Source organism: Nitrosomonas limosa (assembly GCF_054188085.1).
On sequence record NZ_CM135180.1, the window covers coordinates 1 to 18,994 of the forward strand.

General features: G+C 49.0%; 18 protein-coding genes. 9 read left to right on the forward strand and 9 right to left on the reverse strand.

Translation table 11 applies throughout. The features are described from left to right. Positions 1-26: 26 nt before the first annotated feature. Positions 27-1,499 (reverse strand): M17 family metallopeptidase, encoded by a 1,473-nt coding sequence (locus ACV7NC_RS00005; RefSeq protein WP_458153343.1) that lies wholly within the window; start codon positions 1,497-1,499, stop codon positions 27-29. 168 nt (positions 1,500-1,667) lie between these two features. Here ACV7NC_RS00005 and ACV7NC_RS00010 point away from each other — a divergent pair, with 168 nt between their 5' ends. Both ACV7NC_RS00010 and ACV7NC_RS00015 read left to right on the forward strand, forming a co-directional pair. Continuing rightward, positions 1,668-2,462, forward strand: a complete 795-nt coding sequence (locus ACV7NC_RS00010; RefSeq protein ID WP_458153345.1) for a thymidylate synthase — start codon at positions 1,668-1,670, stop codon at positions 2,460-2,462. Continuing rightward, the gene (locus ACV7NC_RS00015) at positions 2,459-2,968 is read left to right on the forward strand and encodes a dihydrofolate reductase (RefSeq protein ID WP_458153346.1); all 510 of its coding nucleotides are present in this window, start codon (positions 2,459-2,461) and stop codon (positions 2,966-2,968) included. Before ACV7NC_RS00010 ends, ACV7NC_RS00015 begins: the two co-directional genes overlap by 4 nt. Before the next feature lie 121 nt (positions 2,969-3,089). Here ACV7NC_RS00015 and ACV7NC_RS00020 read toward each other — a convergent pair whose 3' ends face one another. The 4 genes from ACV7NC_RS00020 to apbC form a co-directional block, all read right to left on the reverse strand. Continuing rightward, positions 3,090-4,262 carry a type III PLP-dependent enzyme gene (locus ACV7NC_RS00020; protein ID WP_458153347.1) on the reverse strand — a complete coding sequence of 391 codons (1,173 nt, stop codon included), beginning with the start codon at positions 4,260-4,262 and terminating at the stop codon, positions 3,090-3,092. 367 nt (positions 4,263-4,629) lie between these two features. Then, entirely contained in the window at positions 4,630-5,886 is a 1,257-nt protein-coding gene (locus tag ACV7NC_RS00025; RefSeq protein ID WP_458153348.1) for a TIGR03790 family protein, read from the reverse strand. Between the two features lie 29 nt (positions 5,887-5,915). Further along, on the reverse strand, positions 5,916-6,482 hold the full coding sequence (dcd, locus tag ACV7NC_RS00030) for a dCTP deaminase (RefSeq protein WP_458153349.1): 567 nt from the start codon (positions 6,480-6,482) through the stop codon (positions 5,916-5,918). 11 nt (positions 6,483-6,493) lie between these two features. Then, positions 6,494-7,582 (reverse strand): iron-sulfur cluster carrier protein ApbC, encoded by a 1,089-nt coding sequence (gene apbC, locus ACV7NC_RS00035; protein ID WP_458153350.1) that lies wholly within the window; start codon positions 7,580-7,582, stop codon positions 6,494-6,496. A 126-nt stretch (positions 7,583-7,708) separates the two neighbouring features. Here apbC and metG point away from each other — a divergent pair, with 126 nt between their 5' ends. The 5 genes from metG to ACV7NC_RS00060 all read left to right on the forward strand — a co-directional run bounded on the left by metG (position 7,709) and on the right by ACV7NC_RS00060 (position 11,871). Beyond that, positions 7,709-9,823 carry a methionine--tRNA ligase gene (metG, locus tag ACV7NC_RS00040; RefSeq protein WP_458153352.1) on the forward strand — a complete coding sequence of 705 codons (2,115 nt, stop codon included), beginning with the start codon at positions 7,709-7,711 and terminating at the stop codon, positions 9,821-9,823. A gap of 9 nt (positions 9,824-9,832) precedes the next feature. Next, the gene (locus ACV7NC_RS00045; protein ID WP_458153354.1) at positions 9,833-10,228 is read left to right on the forward strand and encodes a DUF4440 domain-containing protein; all 396 of its coding nucleotides are present in this window, start codon (positions 9,833-9,835) and stop codon (positions 10,226-10,228) included. Beyond that, on the forward strand, positions 10,225-10,992 hold the full coding sequence (locus tag ACV7NC_RS00050; protein WP_458153355.1) for a YggS family pyridoxal phosphate-dependent enzyme: 768 nt from the start codon (positions 10,225-10,227) through the stop codon (positions 10,990-10,992). Before ACV7NC_RS00045 ends, ACV7NC_RS00050 begins: the two co-directional genes overlap by 4 nt. Positions 10,993-11,055: 63 nt before the next feature. After that, entirely contained in the window at positions 11,056-11,433 is a 378-nt protein-coding gene (locus ACV7NC_RS00055) for a DUF2513 domain-containing protein (RefSeq protein WP_458153356.1), read from the forward strand. A gap of 177 nt (positions 11,434-11,610) precedes the next feature. Next, the gene (locus tag ACV7NC_RS00060; RefSeq protein ID WP_458153357.1) at positions 11,611-11,871 is read left to right on the forward strand and encodes a hypothetical protein; all 261 of its coding nucleotides are present in this window, start codon (positions 11,611-11,613) and stop codon (positions 11,869-11,871) included. On the opposite strand, the gene ACV7NC_RS00065 is transcribed toward ACV7NC_RS00060, so the two are convergent. Both ACV7NC_RS00065 and ACV7NC_RS00070 read right to left on the reverse strand, forming a co-directional pair. Then, positions 11,864-12,463 carry a hypothetical protein gene (locus ACV7NC_RS00065; RefSeq protein WP_458153358.1) on the reverse strand — a complete coding sequence of 200 codons (600 nt, stop codon included), beginning with the start codon at positions 12,461-12,463 and terminating at the stop codon, positions 11,864-11,866. The genes ACV7NC_RS00060 and ACV7NC_RS00065 overlap by 8 nt on opposite strands. Further along, on the reverse strand, positions 12,460-13,359 hold the full coding sequence (locus ACV7NC_RS00070) for a LysR family transcriptional regulator (protein ID WP_458153359.1): 900 nt from the start codon (positions 13,357-13,359) through the stop codon (positions 12,460-12,462). Before ACV7NC_RS00070 ends, ACV7NC_RS00065 begins: the two co-directional genes overlap by 4 nt. A 104-nt stretch (positions 13,360-13,463) precedes the next feature. On the opposite strand from ACV7NC_RS00070, the gene metE reads away from it, so the two are divergent. Further along, positions 13,464-15,761 (forward strand): 5-methyltetrahydropteroyltriglutamate--homocysteine S-methyltransferase, encoded by a 2,298-nt coding sequence (metE, locus tag ACV7NC_RS00075; RefSeq protein ID WP_458153360.1) that lies wholly within the window; start codon positions 13,464-13,466, stop codon positions 15,759-15,761. A gap of 70 nt (positions 15,762-15,831) precedes the next feature. Continuing rightward, positions 15,832-16,575, forward strand: coding sequence for a 4-aminobenzoate synthase (locus ACV7NC_RS00080; RefSeq protein ID WP_458153361.1), 744 nt, complete (start codon positions 15,832-15,834; stop codon positions 16,573-16,575). A 73-nt stretch (positions 16,576-16,648) separates the two neighbouring features. Here the strand turns inward: ACV7NC_RS00080 and gshB are convergent, their stop codons facing one another. Together gshB and gshA are read right to left on the reverse strand one after the other, a co-directional pair. Next, positions 16,649-17,614 (reverse strand): glutathione synthase, encoded by a 966-nt coding sequence (gene gshB, locus ACV7NC_RS00085; RefSeq protein ID WP_458153362.1) that lies wholly within the window; start codon positions 17,612-17,614, stop codon positions 16,649-16,651. Further along, positions 17,611-18,918: a glutamate--cysteine ligase gene (gshA, locus tag ACV7NC_RS00090; RefSeq protein ID WP_458153363.1), complete on the reverse strand. Its 1,308-nt coding sequence runs from the start codon at positions 18,916-18,918 to the stop codon at positions 17,611-17,613. Before gshA ends, gshB begins: the two co-directional genes overlap by 4 nt. Positions 18,919-18,994: the final 76 nt, after the last annotated feature.

Consider the following 18,994-nt stretch of genomic DNA (forward strand, 5'->3'; position numbering starts at 1 on the left):
CTCAATATAGTAGTTTTTTCTCGCAGCTAGCTGTAAAGACTTCTTAGCAATTCAATTCCCCAACAGACGCCGAAGCCGGTAATTTCGCTATCGACCGCTCCTAATCCGCCTTTATGACTACTGGCGGATAGATCCATATGCAACCACGGGATATCGGCAACGAATTTTTGTAAGAAGCATGCGGCGAGAATATGATCGAAATCACCGTCTAATTCGCATTGTTTAATATCAGCGATTGTGCTCTCCAGACTTTCTTCATAGTCCGGATCCATTGGAAACACGCAAACGCGCTCTCCGCAATTGTTGCCAGCCGTAACCGCTTTTTGGGAAAGCTCATTGCGATTGCTGAAGATTCCGCTATATCGTGATCCCAGCGCGGTTTGCATACTGCCCGTCAGAGTGGCGAAATCAATAATCAGATCAGGTTTTTGTTTGCTTGCCAGGGTCAGCGTGTCAGCGAGTACCATTCGTCCCTCGGCATCGGTATGGATAATTTCAATTGAAAGTCCACTGAGAGCAGTAATCACATCACTTTGTTTATAGGCGCGGGGGCTGATATGGTTCTGCGCAATCGCAAGCCAGCAATCGATTTTTACGGGGATTTCAGCGCGCGTGGCTGCCAGTAAAATGCCGAGTGCAACTGCCGAACCGTTCATGTCTTCATGCATACCTTTCATAGAGCGGGCTGGTTTCAAATTGTGTCCGCCGGTGTCGAAGCAAATACCTTTGCCGACTAAGGCTACATTTTTAAGTTTTGTGTTTTGATTACTATGATGTTGTAAATGCACAATCGCAGCGTCTTCGGTATCGCTACCCTGAGCTACGGCTACGAAAGCGCCAGCGCCCATTTCTTTAAGTTTACTAATATCATATTCCTGATACTTCCAGCCTTCACTTTCGGCCAGTTTTTTTATTTGCTGACGGTATGTTTGGGGGGTTAATTCATTGGCAGGCAACACTGTGAGGCCGCGAGCCAGTAGATTGCCTTCCGCCAATGCCCGTTGCATTTTGAAGTTTCCGTTATCTTCGTATCCATATAGGCTGATTTTAGTGAGGGGTTTTCTCGCAGGTTTATTTTTTCTTACTGGTAAGGCAGCGCCATTAACCCATGCCACATAGAGTGCACATTCCGCAAAACTTTTTTTCTGTTGGGTATTACCAAGGATCACAATGTGTACTTCTAACGGATTTTCCTGCAGCAGCAGTTTCATGGCCTTGCGCATGGTGGTTTGCTGGTTAAAGACTGGCTGAGCGGAATCAAGCATGACCCAGGTGCATAGTTCACCATTCTGTAAGTTAGCGCACACAGGTGTTTCGCTGAGGTCGGTTAATTTCATGCCGCGACGGAGCAGCAACTGATTTAACGACTCCTCGCCGGGGATATAGTTTTTTTTGGGGAATTTTTCTTGTTTGGGTAGAACTACGAGTATGTAGGATGCTTTGATGGATGGGGGGTCAAACAATGATATATTCTGGTTCTGGTGAAGTGTTGCCAGCATTGAAAACTTTCCTGTCGAGTATTATTTTTAGAGTGACAATATCGGAAGTCATTGCATTAAGAATGATTGCAGATAATATTGCTATTATATACGGGTTAAGGGTGTTTGGGCTGCGTAGCCGGCTACAGAACAGTGCGTCCCTATGTATATAAATGGAGAATAAACGTAATGCGTCAGTATCTCGAGTTAATGCGGCATGTGATTGATCATGGTCATCGGAAATCGGATCGGACAGGTACTGGTACGCTGTCAATTTTCGGACATCAAATGCGTTTCAATCTTGCTGATGGTTTTCCATTGGTAACTACGAAGAAATGTCATTTAAAATCCATTATCTATGAATTGCTTTGGTTTCTCAGGGGTGACACAAATATTAATTACTTGCGCGATCATGGTGTTACAATTTGGAATGAATGGGCTGATGAAAAAGGTGATTTAGGGCCTATCTATGGTCATCAGTGGAGATCCTGGGCAACAGCGGATGGCCGTTATATCGATCAGCTTCAGCAAGTAATTGAGCAAATTAAAAACACTCCCGATTCACGGCGTATGCTAGTTTCTTCCTGGAACGTCGGGGATTTACATAAAATGCGACTGCCCCCATGCCATGCTTTTTTTCAGTTTTATGTGGCAGGTGGACGATTGTCATGCCAGCTTTATCAACGCAGTGCGGATATTTTTCTTGGGGTGCCGTTCAATATCGCATCTTATGCCCTGTTAACATTAATGATTGCGCAAGTTTGCAAACTTGACGCCGGTGATTTTGTTCATACTTTGGGAGATGCACATTTGTATCTGAATCATCTGGAGCAAGCGAATGAGCAATTATCACGTGAACCGAGAACGCTTCCAGCGATGAAGTTAAATCCTGATATACGCGAGATTCTTAATTTTAAATATGAAGATTTTGTTCTGGAAAATTATGATCCTCATCCTGCGATTAAAGCACCGGTAGCCGTATGACCCCACTGCGATTTTCTATTTTGGTTGCAATGGCGAACAATCGGGTGATTGGCAAGGATAATCGATTGCCGTGGCATCTGCCAGCGGATTTAAAGCATTTTAAATTTCTAACAATGGGTCAGACGATTGTAATGGGAAGGAAAACCTATGAATCCATTGGAAAACCACTTCCAGGGCGTGCCAATATCATTATTACCCGCCAGACGGATTACGAGGTGCCAGGTGCCCTGGTGGTTAACTCCATCGAAGATGCATTGCAAATCTGTGAAGAAACGAGCGTTGGCAATACCGAGAATTTTATTATTGGCGGAGAGAAGTTATACCGGCAAGCGCTGAAATTCTGTCAACGCATGTATGTTACTGAAATTCTAAGAGATTATGAAGGTAATGTCTTTTTCCCTGAGTTTGATAAGAACGAATGGGAAGAAAAACAACGTGACAAGCATGTTTCTGCGAAAGATGACAATCTGGAATATCACTTCGTCATTTATGAGCGGAAAATATAAAACAAGTTTATTTGTCTCATAAATTAAGCTACAAAACGATAAAGGCGCGATGAGCAATTTATGCTCATCGCGCCTTCAGTTCAAATTAGATTTCGTGACTACGCGAGTGATAGCCCAAGAATCATATTACCTTTACATCCGGTAGCGGAAAACCGTTGAAGTTGCTGGCATAAGCTGTGGTGTAAGCGCCAGCATTCGGAATGTAAATGAAATCACCTTCCTGGATATCGTTTGGTAGCATCAGATCCTGCATCAGGATATCAACCGAATCGCAGGTCGGTCCGGCAACGGACCATGAGATTTGATTGCCTTTCCGGTCCGTTAGAATGTCATAGCGCAAACCTTCGGTCATCTCGATAACACCGCCAAACATACCGGCATCCCAATACATCCAGCGCTTACCATTGCGGGTTGCCGTTCCTACTACACGGCAAACAAAATAGGCTGAATCGGAAACCAGATAGCGTCCGGGCTCCGCCATGATGCGAATGCTATCAGGTAAGTCAGCAATGGCTTCGTTTATTACCTCCGCGATGACTTCAATCGATGGAATCGGCTTAATATGACGAACCGGATAGCCGCCGCCGATGTTTAATAGCCTTGGATTCAAGCCGGCTAATTGCATTTCGGCAAAAACCTTTTTAGCACGCTCAATACCTACACGCCAGTTTTGCGGATTACGACATTGCGAGCCGACATGAAAAGTAACACCTGCCAGGTCCGCTTTCAGTGAAGCAGCTTCCTGTATGATCTCGTTGATGTCGCCCAGATGTGTTCCAAATTTGCCTGCTAACGGCCAATCACTGCCGATGTTGGGTGTGTCGATACGCAAATACATTTTGGCATCTGGTTTAACACTGAAGATTTTACGCAGCTCTTCAATACTATCAAGAACATACCATTCAACGCCTTTCGCTGCAGCGTACTCTAGGTAGGTTCTTGATTTCATCGGGTTGCTATAAAAAATCTCGGCAGCCGGTACTCCGATACTGAGTAATAAGTCGAGTTCGGCAATAGAGGCTATTTCAAATCCGGCGCCTTCTTCAATCAGGGTTTTTAGGACGCGTTCATCAGGATTGGCTTTAACGGCATAGTGAGGATTTACTCGTGGCATGGCCGTTTTAAATCGTCGGGTTTTTTGCCGGATAATGTCGCTGTCGACCAATAAAAAAGGTCGTTCATAACCTTCTTTCAGAGCATTTTGTACATGCTCAAAATTCAGACTGATTTCAGGATGGGTGTCAAATAGAATTTCAGATTGGTCGGTTTTTTGAAGTGTGGAAAGTGTGGCCATGAGCGTGCTCCTTTAAAAAACGCTACGTTTCAGGAATATGTACATTAACTAAATCGGCTGGAGCAAAAAAGTTCTTGGTGCTTCTCATGATGACCTCCTTATCGGTAAATTGTCTGTTTTTAATTTGCACGCATTATAGTCTGCATTGTGTGCAAATCAAGTATTTTTTAAAACTTTTATAATCTTTTATTCGTCAAAATAGTCTATTCAAAAACAATAGGTTATGTATGCCTATTTATATGCGGCATTAGACGGGTATTTTAAAAAAAAGTTTAGCGCTTTTTATTGGAAAAAGGCGAAGGCTGGATAAGTAGTCAGAAGTTATTTAGGAAAAGATCATGTGCTTTCGCGGTAAGGTAAAAAAACTTCAGTTCCATTGTAAACGTAAATAGCCATCTATTTTTTCATCGAAGTGGAGGCGTAGAAGATTTTCACCGCGCCGAATCAATGTTTGCCGTGGGATGGGTTTAAAAGGGCCTGCGGCTGAAGTTGATTTTTCCATTCTTAACCGTCCGGTGCGCGGTGAGAAAATCTTAAGTTCAAAACGACCAGGAGCAACTTCACGCAATGACGGTGCAAAAGGTTTTGCCAGAGGCTCTCCGATAAACACACCCTGGCCCGGCCAGGCAACACTTTTCCAGTATGCTTCGATAACACTGGCGCCGGTTGCATAGTAGAACATCGCAACTGCAGGCGCAGGAAATTTTTGTGGAAAGCTGCAGGGCTCTACAGCGGTCCCATAACTGGCGGTTGCGCCTGCTTCCAGCCAGCGCAAGCTGCTCATCTGCAAGGAATCTGTCAACATGCCGCCATACGATGTCAGATGATCCGCGATTGCGCCTGGCAGAAAATCCAAGGTATCTAACATTGGGACGTTAACCATCCCAGTGAAATAAAAAAGCACATCATCACGATCAGCAATATGGTTGGTAGCAAGGATTTGTATCGGGAATACACCGGAGAATTCATCTTTGATCATCTGAAAACCAGGTGCGCGGCTGTTGCGAGCGGTATCGGAAGTGCTCAATAGATAAGCCTGGCCTTTCGGAAAAGTCCGGTCGGAACGGATGCCGCGGTCAATCAACGCCTTGGCGTTCTCGAAAGAAGTGCCGGCCAGCATCATGGCTGGCCGGACTCTATAATCGGTATAGGGTTTAGTACCGGGCGAATTGAAATAAGGGTTTAGCGCTGTGGGTGCACAAGTTTCAGCGCAATATTTGTGATCGAAGCCGAAAGCCAAAGCCGCCGTCAACGACATGCACCCAACCCGGTAAGGAGCCGCCCAGGTGACGGCAAACGCTTGGACGTAATCCGGTGTTTTTTGATCGATAATAGCTTTCAGTTTTGCAAATTCATCAGGTGTGATTTCGCTGTGGCCGGGTTGGAAACGGATGCGAATGATATTGACTGGCGGAATCTTTCGCGCTGATTGGTAATAATTACCGATCTGACGGGATAATGGATCGCTGTCATTGATGATGACGGCAATATCTTTCGGCTCCAAGCCGGTACGAGGCAAGGAGATGTGTCGGAGCGCATCCGCCAGGCATGTTGAAGAGAATAGTATCAGCAGCCATAGGGCAGAAAGTTTTGGAATTAACTGCAGTCCTTTCAGCGTCAACATTAAAGCGCGCCTCCATAGGATTAAGAACCTTAAATTTTTGGCAGCGTAACGCCGTGCTGTCCCTGATATTTACCGCCGCGATCTTTATAGGAGGTTTCGCAGATTTCGTCCGATTCAAAAAAGATCACTTGTGCGACACCTTCATTGGCGTAGATTTTTGCTGGCAGTGGCGTGGTATTGGAAAATTCCAGGGTTACATAGCCTTCCCACTCCGGTTCAAACGGCGTGACATTGACGATGATGCCGCAACGCGCGTACGTCGATTTTCCCAGGCAAATCGTCAGCACATTGCGTGGGATGCGGAAATATTCGACCGTGCGGGCAAGCGCGAAAGAATTCGGTGGAATGATACAAATATCGCTTTTGATATCGATGAACGAATTCGGGTCGAAATTTTTCGGATCGACAATCGTCGTGTTGATATTGGTGAACAGCTTAAACTCGTCGGAGCAGCGGATATCGTAACCATAGCTCGATGTGCCGTACGAGACGATGCGTTGGTCATCCTTGTGACGGATCTGATCGGGTTCAAACGGCTCGATCATGCCGTGCTCCAGTGCCATGCGGCGTATCCACTTATCTGATTTGATAGTCATGTCCCGCTATCCTAATTGTCTTCCATGATAATTTTGGCGAACAGCTCCGAGTGATCCTCCGCCGCCTCGGCAATTTTTACAGCCACCCGCCGAGCGATCAGTTTATAAATTTCCGCGATTTTGCCATCCGGCTCGGAAATCACGCTGGGCTTACCGGCATCGGTATGCTCGCGGATTTTGATATCGAGCGGTAATGCACCCAGCAATTCAACGTTATAGTCCTTGCACATTTTTTCACCGCCGCCGGTGCCGAAAATCGGCTCGGTATGACCGCATTTCGAGCAGGTATGCGTGCTCATGTTTTCGACGATTCCCAAAATCGGGATGCCGACTTTCTCAAACATTTTGAGGCCTTTGCGGGCATCGAGCAAAGCGATGTCTTGCGGTGTGGTGACAATGACGGCACCTGTCACCGGAATCTTTTGCGCCAGCGTCAATTGAATATCGCCGGTGCCGGGGGGTAAGTCCACTACCAAATAATCCAGATCCTTCCAATTGGTATCATTTAACAGTTGCTGCAAGGCTTGCGTTACCATCGGTCCGCGCCACACCATCGGTGTTTCGACGTCAACGAGCATTCCGATCGACATTGCCTGAATACCATGTGCGTGCATCGGCTCCATCGACTTTCCGTCAAGCGACTCCGGGTGACCGGTGATACCCAGCATCTGCGGCTGCGACGGGCCGTAAATGTCGGCGTCAAGGATGCCGACAGAAGCGCCTTCAGATGCCAGCGCCAGTGCCAGATTGACCGCCGTGGCCGATTTGCCGACGCCGCCTTTGCCTGAGGCCACGGCGATGATGTTTTTCACGCCGGGAATCAATTTGACACCGCGCTGCACGCTGTGTGGAATGATTTTGCTGCTGACCGTGACCTGAATCCCGCTGATATCCGGTACCGAACGCAACGCGTCGGTGATCTGTTGTTGCACTTGATGCTTCACGCTGTTGGCGGGATAGCCGAGTTCAATGGCGACAGCTACGTTGTTTCCGTTAATTTGAATGCTGTTGACCGATTTGGCGGTCACATAATCTTTGTTCGTGGTTGGATCAATGGTTTGTTTCAGTACAAATTGAATCTGCTGCTCGGAAATAGTCACTACAAAACTCCTTTAATACTGCCTGCTTGAGGCGAACAATTTAATGCATGGATGGTAACAAATATCGGGAATGCGCACACAGTTTGTTACAATTGACATTTATTTGACCTGGTGCATTTAGAGCGAATGAACATGCGAAAAATTCTGGTGACTTCCGCGTTGCCTTACGCCAACGGCAGCATCCATTTAGGCCACTTGGTGGAGTATATTCAAACGGATATCTGGGTGCGTTTCCAGAAGATGCGTGGCCACAAGGTGCATTATGTGTGTGCCGACGATACGCATGGCACGCCGATTATGCTGCGTGCGGAAAAAGAAGGCATCACGCCGGAAGCATTGATTGCGCGTGTTCATGCCGAACATCTCGGGGATTTTACCGGGTTCCATATCCAATTCGACAATTACTACAGTACGCATTCGCCGGAAACGCGGCATTTCTCCGAAGATATTTATCATAAATTGAAAGCCGCTGGTTTGATCGCGGTGCGCGGTATCGAGCAGCTCTACGATCCGGTCAAAAACATGTTTCTGCCGGATCGTTTCGTCAAAGGCGAATGTCCGAAATGCGGCGCCAAAGATCAGTACGGCGATTCCTGTGAAGTCTGCGGTGCGGCGTATGCGCCGACCGAACTGAAAAATCCGTATTCCGCGGTATCCGGCGCGAAACCGGTCAGTAAATCGTCCGAACATTATTTCTTTAGCTTGTCCGATGCACGTTGTGCTGATTTTCTGCGGCAGTGGGCATGTAACGGTGATCACTTGCAACCGGAAGCTGCCAACAAAATGCGCGAGTGGGTCGGTGAAGCCGGGGAAAACAAACTCTCGGATTGGGATATTTCGCGCGATGCGCCGTATTTCGGTTTTGAGATTCCCGGCGCACCGGGTAAGTATTTCTACGTCTGGCTTGATGCACCGATCGGTTACATGGGTAGCTTCAAGAACTTGTGCGAGCGCGAAAATATCCGGTTCGACGACTACTGGCAACCGCAATCGGACGCGGAACTGTACCATTTCATCGGCAAGGATATTTTGTACTTCCACGCATTGTTCTGGCCGGCGATGCTGAAAAATGCCGGTTATCGAACACCGACCAAGATTTTCGCGCATGGTTTCTTGACAGTGAACGGCGAGAAAATGAGCAAATCGCGCGGAACGTTTATCACCGCAGAAAGCTATCTGAAGCAAGGACTCAACCCCGAATGGCTGCGCTATTACTACGCCGCAAAACTCAATAGCACCTTGGAGGATATCGACCTGAATCTGGAAGATTTTGTCGCACGCGTCAATTCCGATCTGGTCGGCAAATTCATTAACATCGCCAGCCGCTGTGCGGGATTCATCACCAAGCGTTTCGACGGCAAATTAGTTGCGGGAGAACAATACCAGGTATTGCAAGCGATGGTCGACGAGCATTTTTCTAGCTGGCGTCCTGATGCGATCGAGCAAGCATTCGAGGATCGCGAGTTTTCAGCTGCGATCCGCCAGATCATGAAGTTCGCCGACGAAGCCAACGAAATGATCCATCATCTGGCGCCGTGGGAAATCGCCAAGCAACCGGATCGAAGCGACGATTTACACCGTGCGTGCAGCCTCGGCATTCAATTGTTTTATATGCTGGCGCGGTATTTAAAACCGATTTTGCCCGGCACGGTGCAGCAGATCGAGGCGTTTCTTAATCGCGAACCGTTAACCTGGCCGCAATTGTCCGCCGATCAACCGGTATCGAGCCTGTTGCTGCCTGCGGGGCACGCGATTAACGCGTATCAACATTTGATGACGCGTATTGAAGTTAAGCAAATCGATGCGCTGATTGCTGCCAATACGCAAAGTCTGGCTGCAGCGGCAGCGCAATCGCCCGCCCGGCACGCAGAAAAACAACAACATGCTGCCAGCCAAGTTACCCCGATTGCCGAAACCATTTCCATCGACGACTTCAGCAAAATCGACCTGCGCGTCGCCAAAATCGTCAACGCCGAGCATGTGCCAGGCGCGGAGAAACTCTTGAAATTGACGCTCGACATCGGCAACGAACAGCGTACCGTCTTTGCCGGCATCAAATCCGCGTATGACCCGGAACAACTGAAAGGCCGCTTGACCGTGATGGTCGCCAATTTGGCGCCGCGGCAAATGAAATTCGGTTTATCGGAAGGCATGGTGCTCGCAGCCGGTGGCGGCAATCCTGGTGAGTTGTTCATTCTGTCGCCGGATAGCGGCGCGCAGCCCGGCATGCGGGTCAAGTAACTCCCGGATATGGAAAACAGCGCGACCAGCCAATTGAGTGACCAGATTCAACGGTTGGAACTTGATCTGCTGCAAAGTGATCTGAGCACGCATTCCGGATTGATCGACGAATTACTGGCGCAGAATTTTGAGGAAATCGACAATCAAGGGCAATTGCATAGCCGGGCCGATGTGATCGATTGGTTAAAACGTAAAGACCCCGACTTACACTGGGCATTCCGGAATTTTCGCGTCAAAGTGCTGGGTGATGATCTGTTGCTGGCTATTTACACCCTGCGGAAACCGGATACAGCAAGCAACCCAACACCGGGATCGATTCGTACCTCGCTATGGCAACGCCAGGGAAAGAATTGGAAAATGATTTTTCATCAAGCCACAAAAATAACAGGAGCATCCGCACCATGAACCAGGAGATCGCCGTGGAACTCAACGCCGAACAACAACTGATCGACATCAAAAACAACCTCGCCACTGTCAAACAGCGTATCGCCGATGCCTGCAAGAAAGCCGGGCGCGACCCCGCCAGCGTACGATTGCTGCCCGTGACCAAAACCGTATCCGCGGAACGGCTGCGCATCGCCTATGCCGCCGGTGTTCATGAAATGGGTGAAAACAAAATTCAGGAAGCACGTGAAAAATCCGAGGTGCTCGCCGATTTGGGTATCAAATGGTCGATCATCGGCCATCTGCAAACCAACAAAGCCAAATATCTGGCGCGTTTCGCCAATGAATTCCAGGCGCTCGACAGCCTCAAAGTCGCCGAAGAACTCGATAAACGTCTGCAAAACGAAGGCCGTGCGATCGATGTCTATGTGCAAGTCAACAGCTCCGGCGAAGAAAGCAAATTCGGCCTGCCACCCGAAGCCGTGCGCGATTTCGTACAACACCTGCCGCAATTTTCATCACTGCGCATCAAGGGGTTGATGACGCTAGCAATTTTCTCCTCCGACCACGACCGCGTGCGCGAATGCTTCGTCAAAATGCGCAACATTCAAGCCATGCTGCGCCAGGAAGCCCCTGCGGGATTATCGTTCGACGAACTGTCGATGGGCATGTCCGGCGACTACGAACTCGCTATCGAAGAAGGGGCCACCGTAGTGCGCGTCGGCCAAGCGATCTTCGGCAAACGACCGCTGCCGGATAGTCATTATTGGCCGGGATTGGGGTGATGGACTTGTCTAAGGCCCAGTAAATAAAGTACGTCCCACCTTATTTGTATCGGAGGTGTTTTAATGAAGCGCGATTGGGATGTTGTTCGAGAACTCCTAGTAAAAATTGAAGAGTGCTCAAATCCTGGTGAAGCTCTAAGTTTGTCAAGCTTTTCTAGTGAACGCTCTGCTGAAATCTCTTACCATGCCGAGCTGTTGCTTGAAGCGGGTCTCGTTGATGGACAGATACTGAAAACAATCAGTCGCGGCCCTCATGACTTTTTTCTGCATCGACTTACTTGGAATGGTCACGAATTTCTCGATAGTATTCGTAGTGAAAGTGTTTGGGAAAAAACAAAGAAGGTGTTTGCGTCAAAGGGAATCGAAATGACAGTTGATCTGGTCAAATCTGTTGCAACAGAAGTCGCAAATGTTGCACTCAAAGGAGTTATTGGTAGTTAATTCAAGCCAAGCGTTAAGGGTGTAATCAGTTTTCTGCAGCTCTTTATCAATCCGGTAACAAGGTAAGTTGGATTGCCTCAGAAAGTTCAACATCCAATGGAAAGAAAAAAGATGAGTAGTACGATCTTACCATTTTCTTAAGCTATGCATCTCTTTCAAACATAAGGTAAACTGAAAATGATTGATAGGCCAACACATTTCCGGCTTGCCCGTCCGGTCAGCAACCTGCACCGGATGCGAGAAATGTACCAAGCAGGACTTGGATTGGAAGAGCCCGGTTGGGCTGCCGAAGAAAGCCCAACATTAAACGGCGATCAATCGGGATTGGTTGGAAAAAATCAATTCACCCCCTTATTCTCAGCGCGGGCGAAGTGGAAAAATGCGCCGACCGTCAGGGAATTGATCGCGATTGTTGACACCTACCGGCTATTCACTTGAAATGAATAGCCGGTAGGTGTTTCCAGAAACTGATATCCTTGAAATTTCCCGTGATTTTATTTCCACTAAGTTCAAAATTTGGCTGAAAAGCAGCAATTAATGTGGCGCTAGGATTGATATTATCAAAAATAAACTTAACCTCAATAGGAACCCCTTGTATTGCCACAAAAGCTATATTTATGAATTCCCCTAATCCACCACCTGATTTGCCAAGCGCAGTGACGGATGAGGTTTCGTATACTTGACTCAAATTATCATAAAGCTTACTGGTAGAGCCAGCCAATGCGCTAATACCGGCATTTTTGTTGGGACTCAAAACTTTTGTCAAACAAGGTACTTGATTGTGTCCTGAACGTGCGCAACCATGAAAATCGACCTTGATTCCTCCGGCAGACATTGTTCCCAACGGAATGGGTGAAAAGGAAGTATCTTTCGGTGTCGCATCCAGGACCGAAAAAGTACCCGTCGCTAAATTAAGCTGTAATGTGACGCTGTCATAATTCGTTGTGCCATCGACCGAAACATCCGGTATGACCAGAATGCCGTTGCTGCTGGTGAAATTCTCGTGATACACCGCGAACATCGCATTCAAATGGATGATTTTCCGGTACATTGCTGCCCCAAAGTGATGAAAGAATTGATATACGGTATCGCTTTATCCGCTTCCCACAGCGCTAAATACAATTTCTGATCAAGTCCTTGGTTGCCGATTTGAATTTTTCTGAGATTCAAGTCCTTGTTTTTGATGTCGGCGAGCCATTCCGGCAGCACGCACACGCCACGGTTGAGGGCGGTCATTTGCAGCATGATTTCGAGTGATTCGATGGGTTTCAGTTGCGCCGGTTCGAGGTGCGCGGGGGTGAGGAAATGCGTGAGAATATCGAGCCGTTCCAGCGGCACTGGGAAGGTCAGTAGCGTTTCCTTGCTCAAAAGCTCCGGCGTTATTTGCGGTAAATCCGCCAGGGGATGATCGGGCGCTACCAATAGAACTAACTGATATTCCGCGAGGATTTCGTACGCGATGTTGTCTTTTCGCACCAGGTCGGGTGTGATCAACACGTCGATGTGGTGATTCAGCAAGCCTTCCAGACCGGAAAATTGAAATTTCTGCACGATGTCGACGTCGATGCCGGGCATTTGTCGCATGTACTGGCCGATCATGCCGGTGAGCCATTCGAAGCAGGGGTAGCATTCCACGCCGATGCGCAAAATGCCTTGCCGGCCTTCGCCGTAAGCTTGGAGGGTTTTTTCGGTTTGTGACAAGACCGGCAACACTTGATTGGCGGTTTCCAATAGCAGCAACCCCGCCTGAGTCAGGCGTAAATTCCGGCCTTCGCGCTCCCACAACTTGACGCCGAGTTTTTTTTCCAGATAACTAATTTGGTGCGATAACGCCGGTTGGCTCAGGCACAACGCATTGGCGGCTTCTGTCAAGGTACCATTGGCATGCAGCGCTTGGATGATTTTGAGGTGGCTGTGTTCGATCATGTATGAGAAAACCTTATTGGAATGTTAAATCTTATCATTATTATTTATTAATTGTCCTTCGTACAATAGCGCCACTTTGAATAACGATGAATGGTGGTGGAACGATGGTAACGACACATAACCTTGGTTTTCCGCGAATTGGAAGAAGCCGTGAATTAAAATTCGCGTTGGAAGCCTACTGGAAAGGCGAGCAAACCGAACACGCTTTATTGGAAACGGCGGATACGCTCAGGCAGCAGCATTGGCAGGATCAATCGCAACTGGATTGGATCCCGGCCGGGGATTTTTCATTATACGATCACGTACTGGATACCAGCTTCATGCTCGGTAACATTCCCGAACGAGTCAGCGCCTTGGCAGGAACCGAACTGGATCATTATTTCCGCGTCGCCAGGGGCCGCTCGCCTGCCGACAAATCGGCTTGCGGTTGTGTTCACGCCGGTGAAATGACGAAATGGTTCGATACCAATTATCATTACATCGTGCCGGAGTTTGCCGGCGATACGCGCTTTTCTTTGAATGCCAGTCGCTTGCTCGACCAAATCCGGCAGGCGCAGCGCATTCATTCGCAGGTCAAGCCGGTGATTCTGGGGCCGGTCAGCTATTTGTGGCTGGGTAAATCCAGAGATGGCAGCGATAAACTCGAGTTGCTCGGCGCGTTGCTGGCGGTTTATGCGCAATTGTTGAGCGAACTCAAGAGCGCCGGTATCGACTGGGTACAAATCGACGAGCCGGTGCTGGTGATGGAGCTAGCGGAACCGTGGAAACACGCATTGCGGCAAGCGTATTTTCAACTGCAAGCGACACAAGCGAAACTGCTGTTGACGACTTATTTCGGGCAACTGCAAGACAATTTGCAACTGGCGTGTGAACTACCGGTTGCAGGCTTGCATCTGGATGCGGTCAGCGCACCGGATGAAATCGCCAAAGTGATCGATTGGTTGCCGGCGCATAAAATTCTGTCATTGGGCATTGTGAATGGCCGCAATATCTGGAAAACCGATCTGACCGCGACGTTGGATTGGCTGGAACCGGTGCACGATCGCTTGCAAGACCGGTTGTGGCTGGCGCCGTCGTGTTCGTTGCTGCATGTTCCGGTCGATGCCGCGAGCGAGATCAAGCTGGATCGCGAGATCCATTCGTGGCTGGCGTTTGCAGTGCAAAAACTGCACGAAGTGGCGATATTGGCAAAAGCACTGAATCATGGCCGGGAAAGCGTTGCGGGCGTGTTGCGGAACAATCAGGCTGCGATCGTCAGCCGCTGGCAATCAAGCCGCGTGCATCAGCTACCAGTCAAAGCACGCTTGCAGGAAGTTACCAATGCGCTGGGTAATCGCCATTCACCGTATGCGCAGCGTGCCATCGTGCAGCACAATCGATTCCGCTTGCCGCTGTTTCCGACCACGACCATCGGCTCGTTTCCGCAGACGCAACAAATCCGGCAAACACGCCGGGATTATCGCGCCGGTCAGTTGACGGATGCGGATTACCGCCAAGCCATGCAACAGGAGATCGAACGCTGTGTGCGCGAGCAGGAAATGTTGGGATTGGATGTGCTGGTGCACGGCGAGCCTGAACGCAACGATATGGTGGAATATTTCGGCGAGCATCTGGACGGTTTCGCGTTTACCCAGTTCGGCTGGGTGCAATCGTACGGTTCGCGTTGCGTCAAACCGCCGGTTATTTTTGGTGATGTGTCGCATGGCCAGCCGATTACCACCGAATGGATTCAATACGCCCAATCGCTTACCAGTAAGCCGATGAAAGGCATGCTGACAGGCCCGGTGACGATGCTGAACTGGTCGTTTGTACGCGACGATCAGCCGCGGTCGGAGACCTGTTTGCAATTGGCACTGGCGATACGCGATGAAGTATTGGCGCTGGAACAAGCCGGTATCCGCATGATTCAAATCGACGAAGCAGCGTTGCGGGAAGGCCTGCCGCTGCGGAAAGCGCAGTGGAATAATTATCTGGATTGGGCGATCCGGGCGTTCCGCATCGCCGCCAACGGCGTTGCCGACCAAACCCAAATTCACACGCATATGTGTTATTCTGAATTTAATGACATCATTGAAGCGATTGCACGCATGGACGCGGATGTCATTACCATTGAAACTTCCCGTTCGGCGATGGAATTACTCGATGCTTTCGATCGCTTCCAATATCCGAACGAAATCGGGCCGGGTGTGTACGATATTCATTCGCCCAATATTCCGTCGGTCGATTCGATTGTGCAGTTACTGAAAAAGGCTGCACAGCGGATTCCACCCGAACGGCTCTGGGTGAACCCGGATTGCGGGCTGAAAACCCGGACCTGGGAAGAAGTGAAACCGGCGCTCAGCAATATGATCACCGCCAGCCGGCAGCTTGCCAATCAATTGAGCCGCGCGGCTGCCAGCTAAATTTGACTTGCCGGTGTTATTTAGCGATGATATGCAACACTTTATCCATCATGGTTTAAAAGGAGTAAACATGACAACCAATACCCTACTCAAACAAAAAATCAGCGCCATCATTAACGAAAAACATTTACTCAAACATCCTTTTTATGTGGCTTGGACCGAAGGCAAACTGACCAAGGAGCAATTGCGTCACTATGCCGAGCAGTATTTTTACAATGTGCTGGCTGAACCGACCTACTTGAGCGCGGTGCATTTCAACACCCCGCATATTCACTCTGAAACCAACAGCGGTGACATCAGCGTGCGCCAGGAAGTATTACGCAATCTGATCGATGAAGAGCATGGCGAGAAAAATCACCCGGCGTTATGGAAGAATTTTGCGTTTGCACTGGGTGCGAACGATAAAATCCTGGCCAATACAGCGGCATTGCCATCCACCGAGAATCTGGTCAATACATTCCGCGACATTTGCCTGAATCGTCCGTTCTATGCCGGATTGGCCGCATTGCACGCGTTTGAATCGCAAGTGCCCGATATCGCGGCAGTAAAAATCGATGGACTGGCAAAATTCTATGGCATGACGAATGCGGATGATTACGAGTTCTTCTCGGTTCACCAAAAAGCCGATATTTATCACTCACAAGCCGAATGGGCAATCATTGAACGCTTTGCCGATACCCCGGAAAAACAAGCCGAAGTGCTGGCCGCAACCAAAGAAGCTTGCGATGCGCTGTGGGGCTTCCTCGACGGTATCCATGAAACCTATTGCAGCAATCTGATTTGCGAAGAAAAAACTGCTGCAACTGTTCACTAAGCGAACAAAACCTTCGCAAGTTTTTGGCAAGTCTGGCGTGAAGCCAGGCTTGCTGCAACCAACAATCCTACCTTTAATCAATCCCGCGGTTTTTGAATCCTAATTCAACCGCATCAATCATCATCGCCGCGACATCGAATCCAGTTTGCTGAGTGATTTCCTGCATGCCGGTCGGGCTGGTGACATTGATTTCCGTCAGATAATCGCCAATTACGTCGAGACCGACGAGCATTAAACCCCGCCGGGCGAGTTCCGGACCGAGTGATTCGGCGATTTCCCTATCTCGTTGCAACAGTGGTTGTGCCACGCCGGTACCGCCGGCGGCCAGATTGCCGCGTGTTTCGCCCGGCTTGGGGATGCGCGCCAGGGCATAGGGAACCACCTGACCAGCAATCAGCAGTATGCGTTTGTCCCCTTGCGCAATCTCTGGAATGAAGCGCTGCGCCATGATGGTGCGGGTGCCATAGTGCGTCAACGTTTCGATGATGACGCTGAGATTATGGTCGGCGCTATGAACCCGGAACACACTGGCGCCGCCCATGCCGTCGAGCGGTTTTAGGATGATATCCTGGTGTTCGTTAAGAAATTCCCGGATCAACCGCGGTTGACTGGTGACCAGGGTCGGCGCGGTGAATTGCGTAAACTGCGTGATGGCCAGTTTTTCATTATGGTCACGGATGGCTTTCGGGCTATTGATAACGTACGCTCCCTGACTTTCCGCCAGCTCCAGTAAGTAGGTGCTGTATACATATTCCAGATCGAAAGGCGGGTCTTTGCGCATCAGCACCGCATCAAAAGCATGCAAGGGGGCTGGTGTTAAATCACCAATCTGGTACCAATGACCATTGGTTTGAGGCGTGCCGGATAACGTTAATGCTCGTGAGAAACCGGTTACGGTATTATTGATCAATGCGATATCGTGCTGGTAAATCACATCAATCGAATATCCCCTGGTAATTGCTTCGCAGATCATTGCATAACTGGAATCCTTGGTGGTTTTGATCGAATCCAGTTGATCAATGATGAAGGCGAGTTTCATGCTGGCACGGGTGCGGGTTGCTGAGGATGTCTGTCCGGATCGGTCTGTTCCAGTTCGAGGGCAGCCGCCAGTAAAGCGAGACGAGCGACCACACCATAGGCATAAAAGCGATTCGGGATGATATTGGGTTGCGCGGCATCCGCTTCCAGGCAAGAAGTTTCAAACGCCAGCGGTACAAAATGCATACCCGGCGCATTCAAGTTTTCATCGATGCCACGACCGGTATGCACCCGGTAAAAGCCGCCGACGACATAACGGTCTATCATGTAGACGACGGGTTCCGCCACTGCCTGGTTAATCGTTTCAAAGGTATATACGCCTTCTTGCACCAGTACATGCGACACTTGCAAGCCTTCTTTGACGACAGCCATCTTGTTGCGTTGTTTGCGATTGAGGCTATAGATATCTTCGCCGCTTTTAACCGTCATGATGCCCATGCCATACGTGCCGGAATCCGCTTTGACAATTACGAAAGGGTCTTCTTTGACCCCGTAGTGTTGATATTTTTTGCGGATGACGGACAAAATCCGGTCAATCGCTGCGGCGACGCATTCCACCCCTTGTTTTTCCATGAAATTGATTTCTCCGCATGAGGTGAAACGCGGGTTGATTAGCCACGGATCAATACCGATCAAATCGGCAAACTCCTGGGCTATTCGATCGTATGCAGCGAAATGATTGGATTTTTTGCGCGTTGACCAGCCGGCATGCAACGGCGGAATGACGGTTTGTTGCAATCCTTGAAGGATGTCGGGAATACCGTTTGATAAATCATTGTTGAGCAACACGGCGCAAGGATCAAAGTTCTCAGTTCCCAATTTATTGTCTTTGCGGACAATCGGTTCCAGCGTAATTGATTGGCCATCCGGCAAATCGAAGCGGGTCGCTTTCGTCACTTCGGGGAGCAGCGTACCGATACGCACGTTTAATCCAGCGCGTTGCATGATATTTTGCAGCGTGGCGACATTCTGCAAATAAAAAATATTGCGTGTATGGTTTTCCGGAATCAATAAAATGCTGTGCGTTTCCGGACAGATCTTTTCAATCGCGCTCATCATGGCTTGCACGCAAAGCGGGAAGAACTCCGGGTTGAGATTATTAAAACCGCCCGGAAACAAGTTGGTGTCAACGGGTGCTAGCTTAAATCCGCTATTGCGCAGATCAACCGAACAATAGAACGGGATTGCATGTTCACGCCATTTCTTGCGTAACCAATGTTCAATCATTGGCATGGCGTTGATGATGCGATTTTCTAATTCAAGGATGGGTCCGCGTAGTGCAGTTGAAAGATGGGGTACCGGCATTGTGATCAGGATGATTAATAGACTTTCATTATAGCATCTTGTTTTGTGTCGATTGTGGCCCGCCCGATCCTGCAGT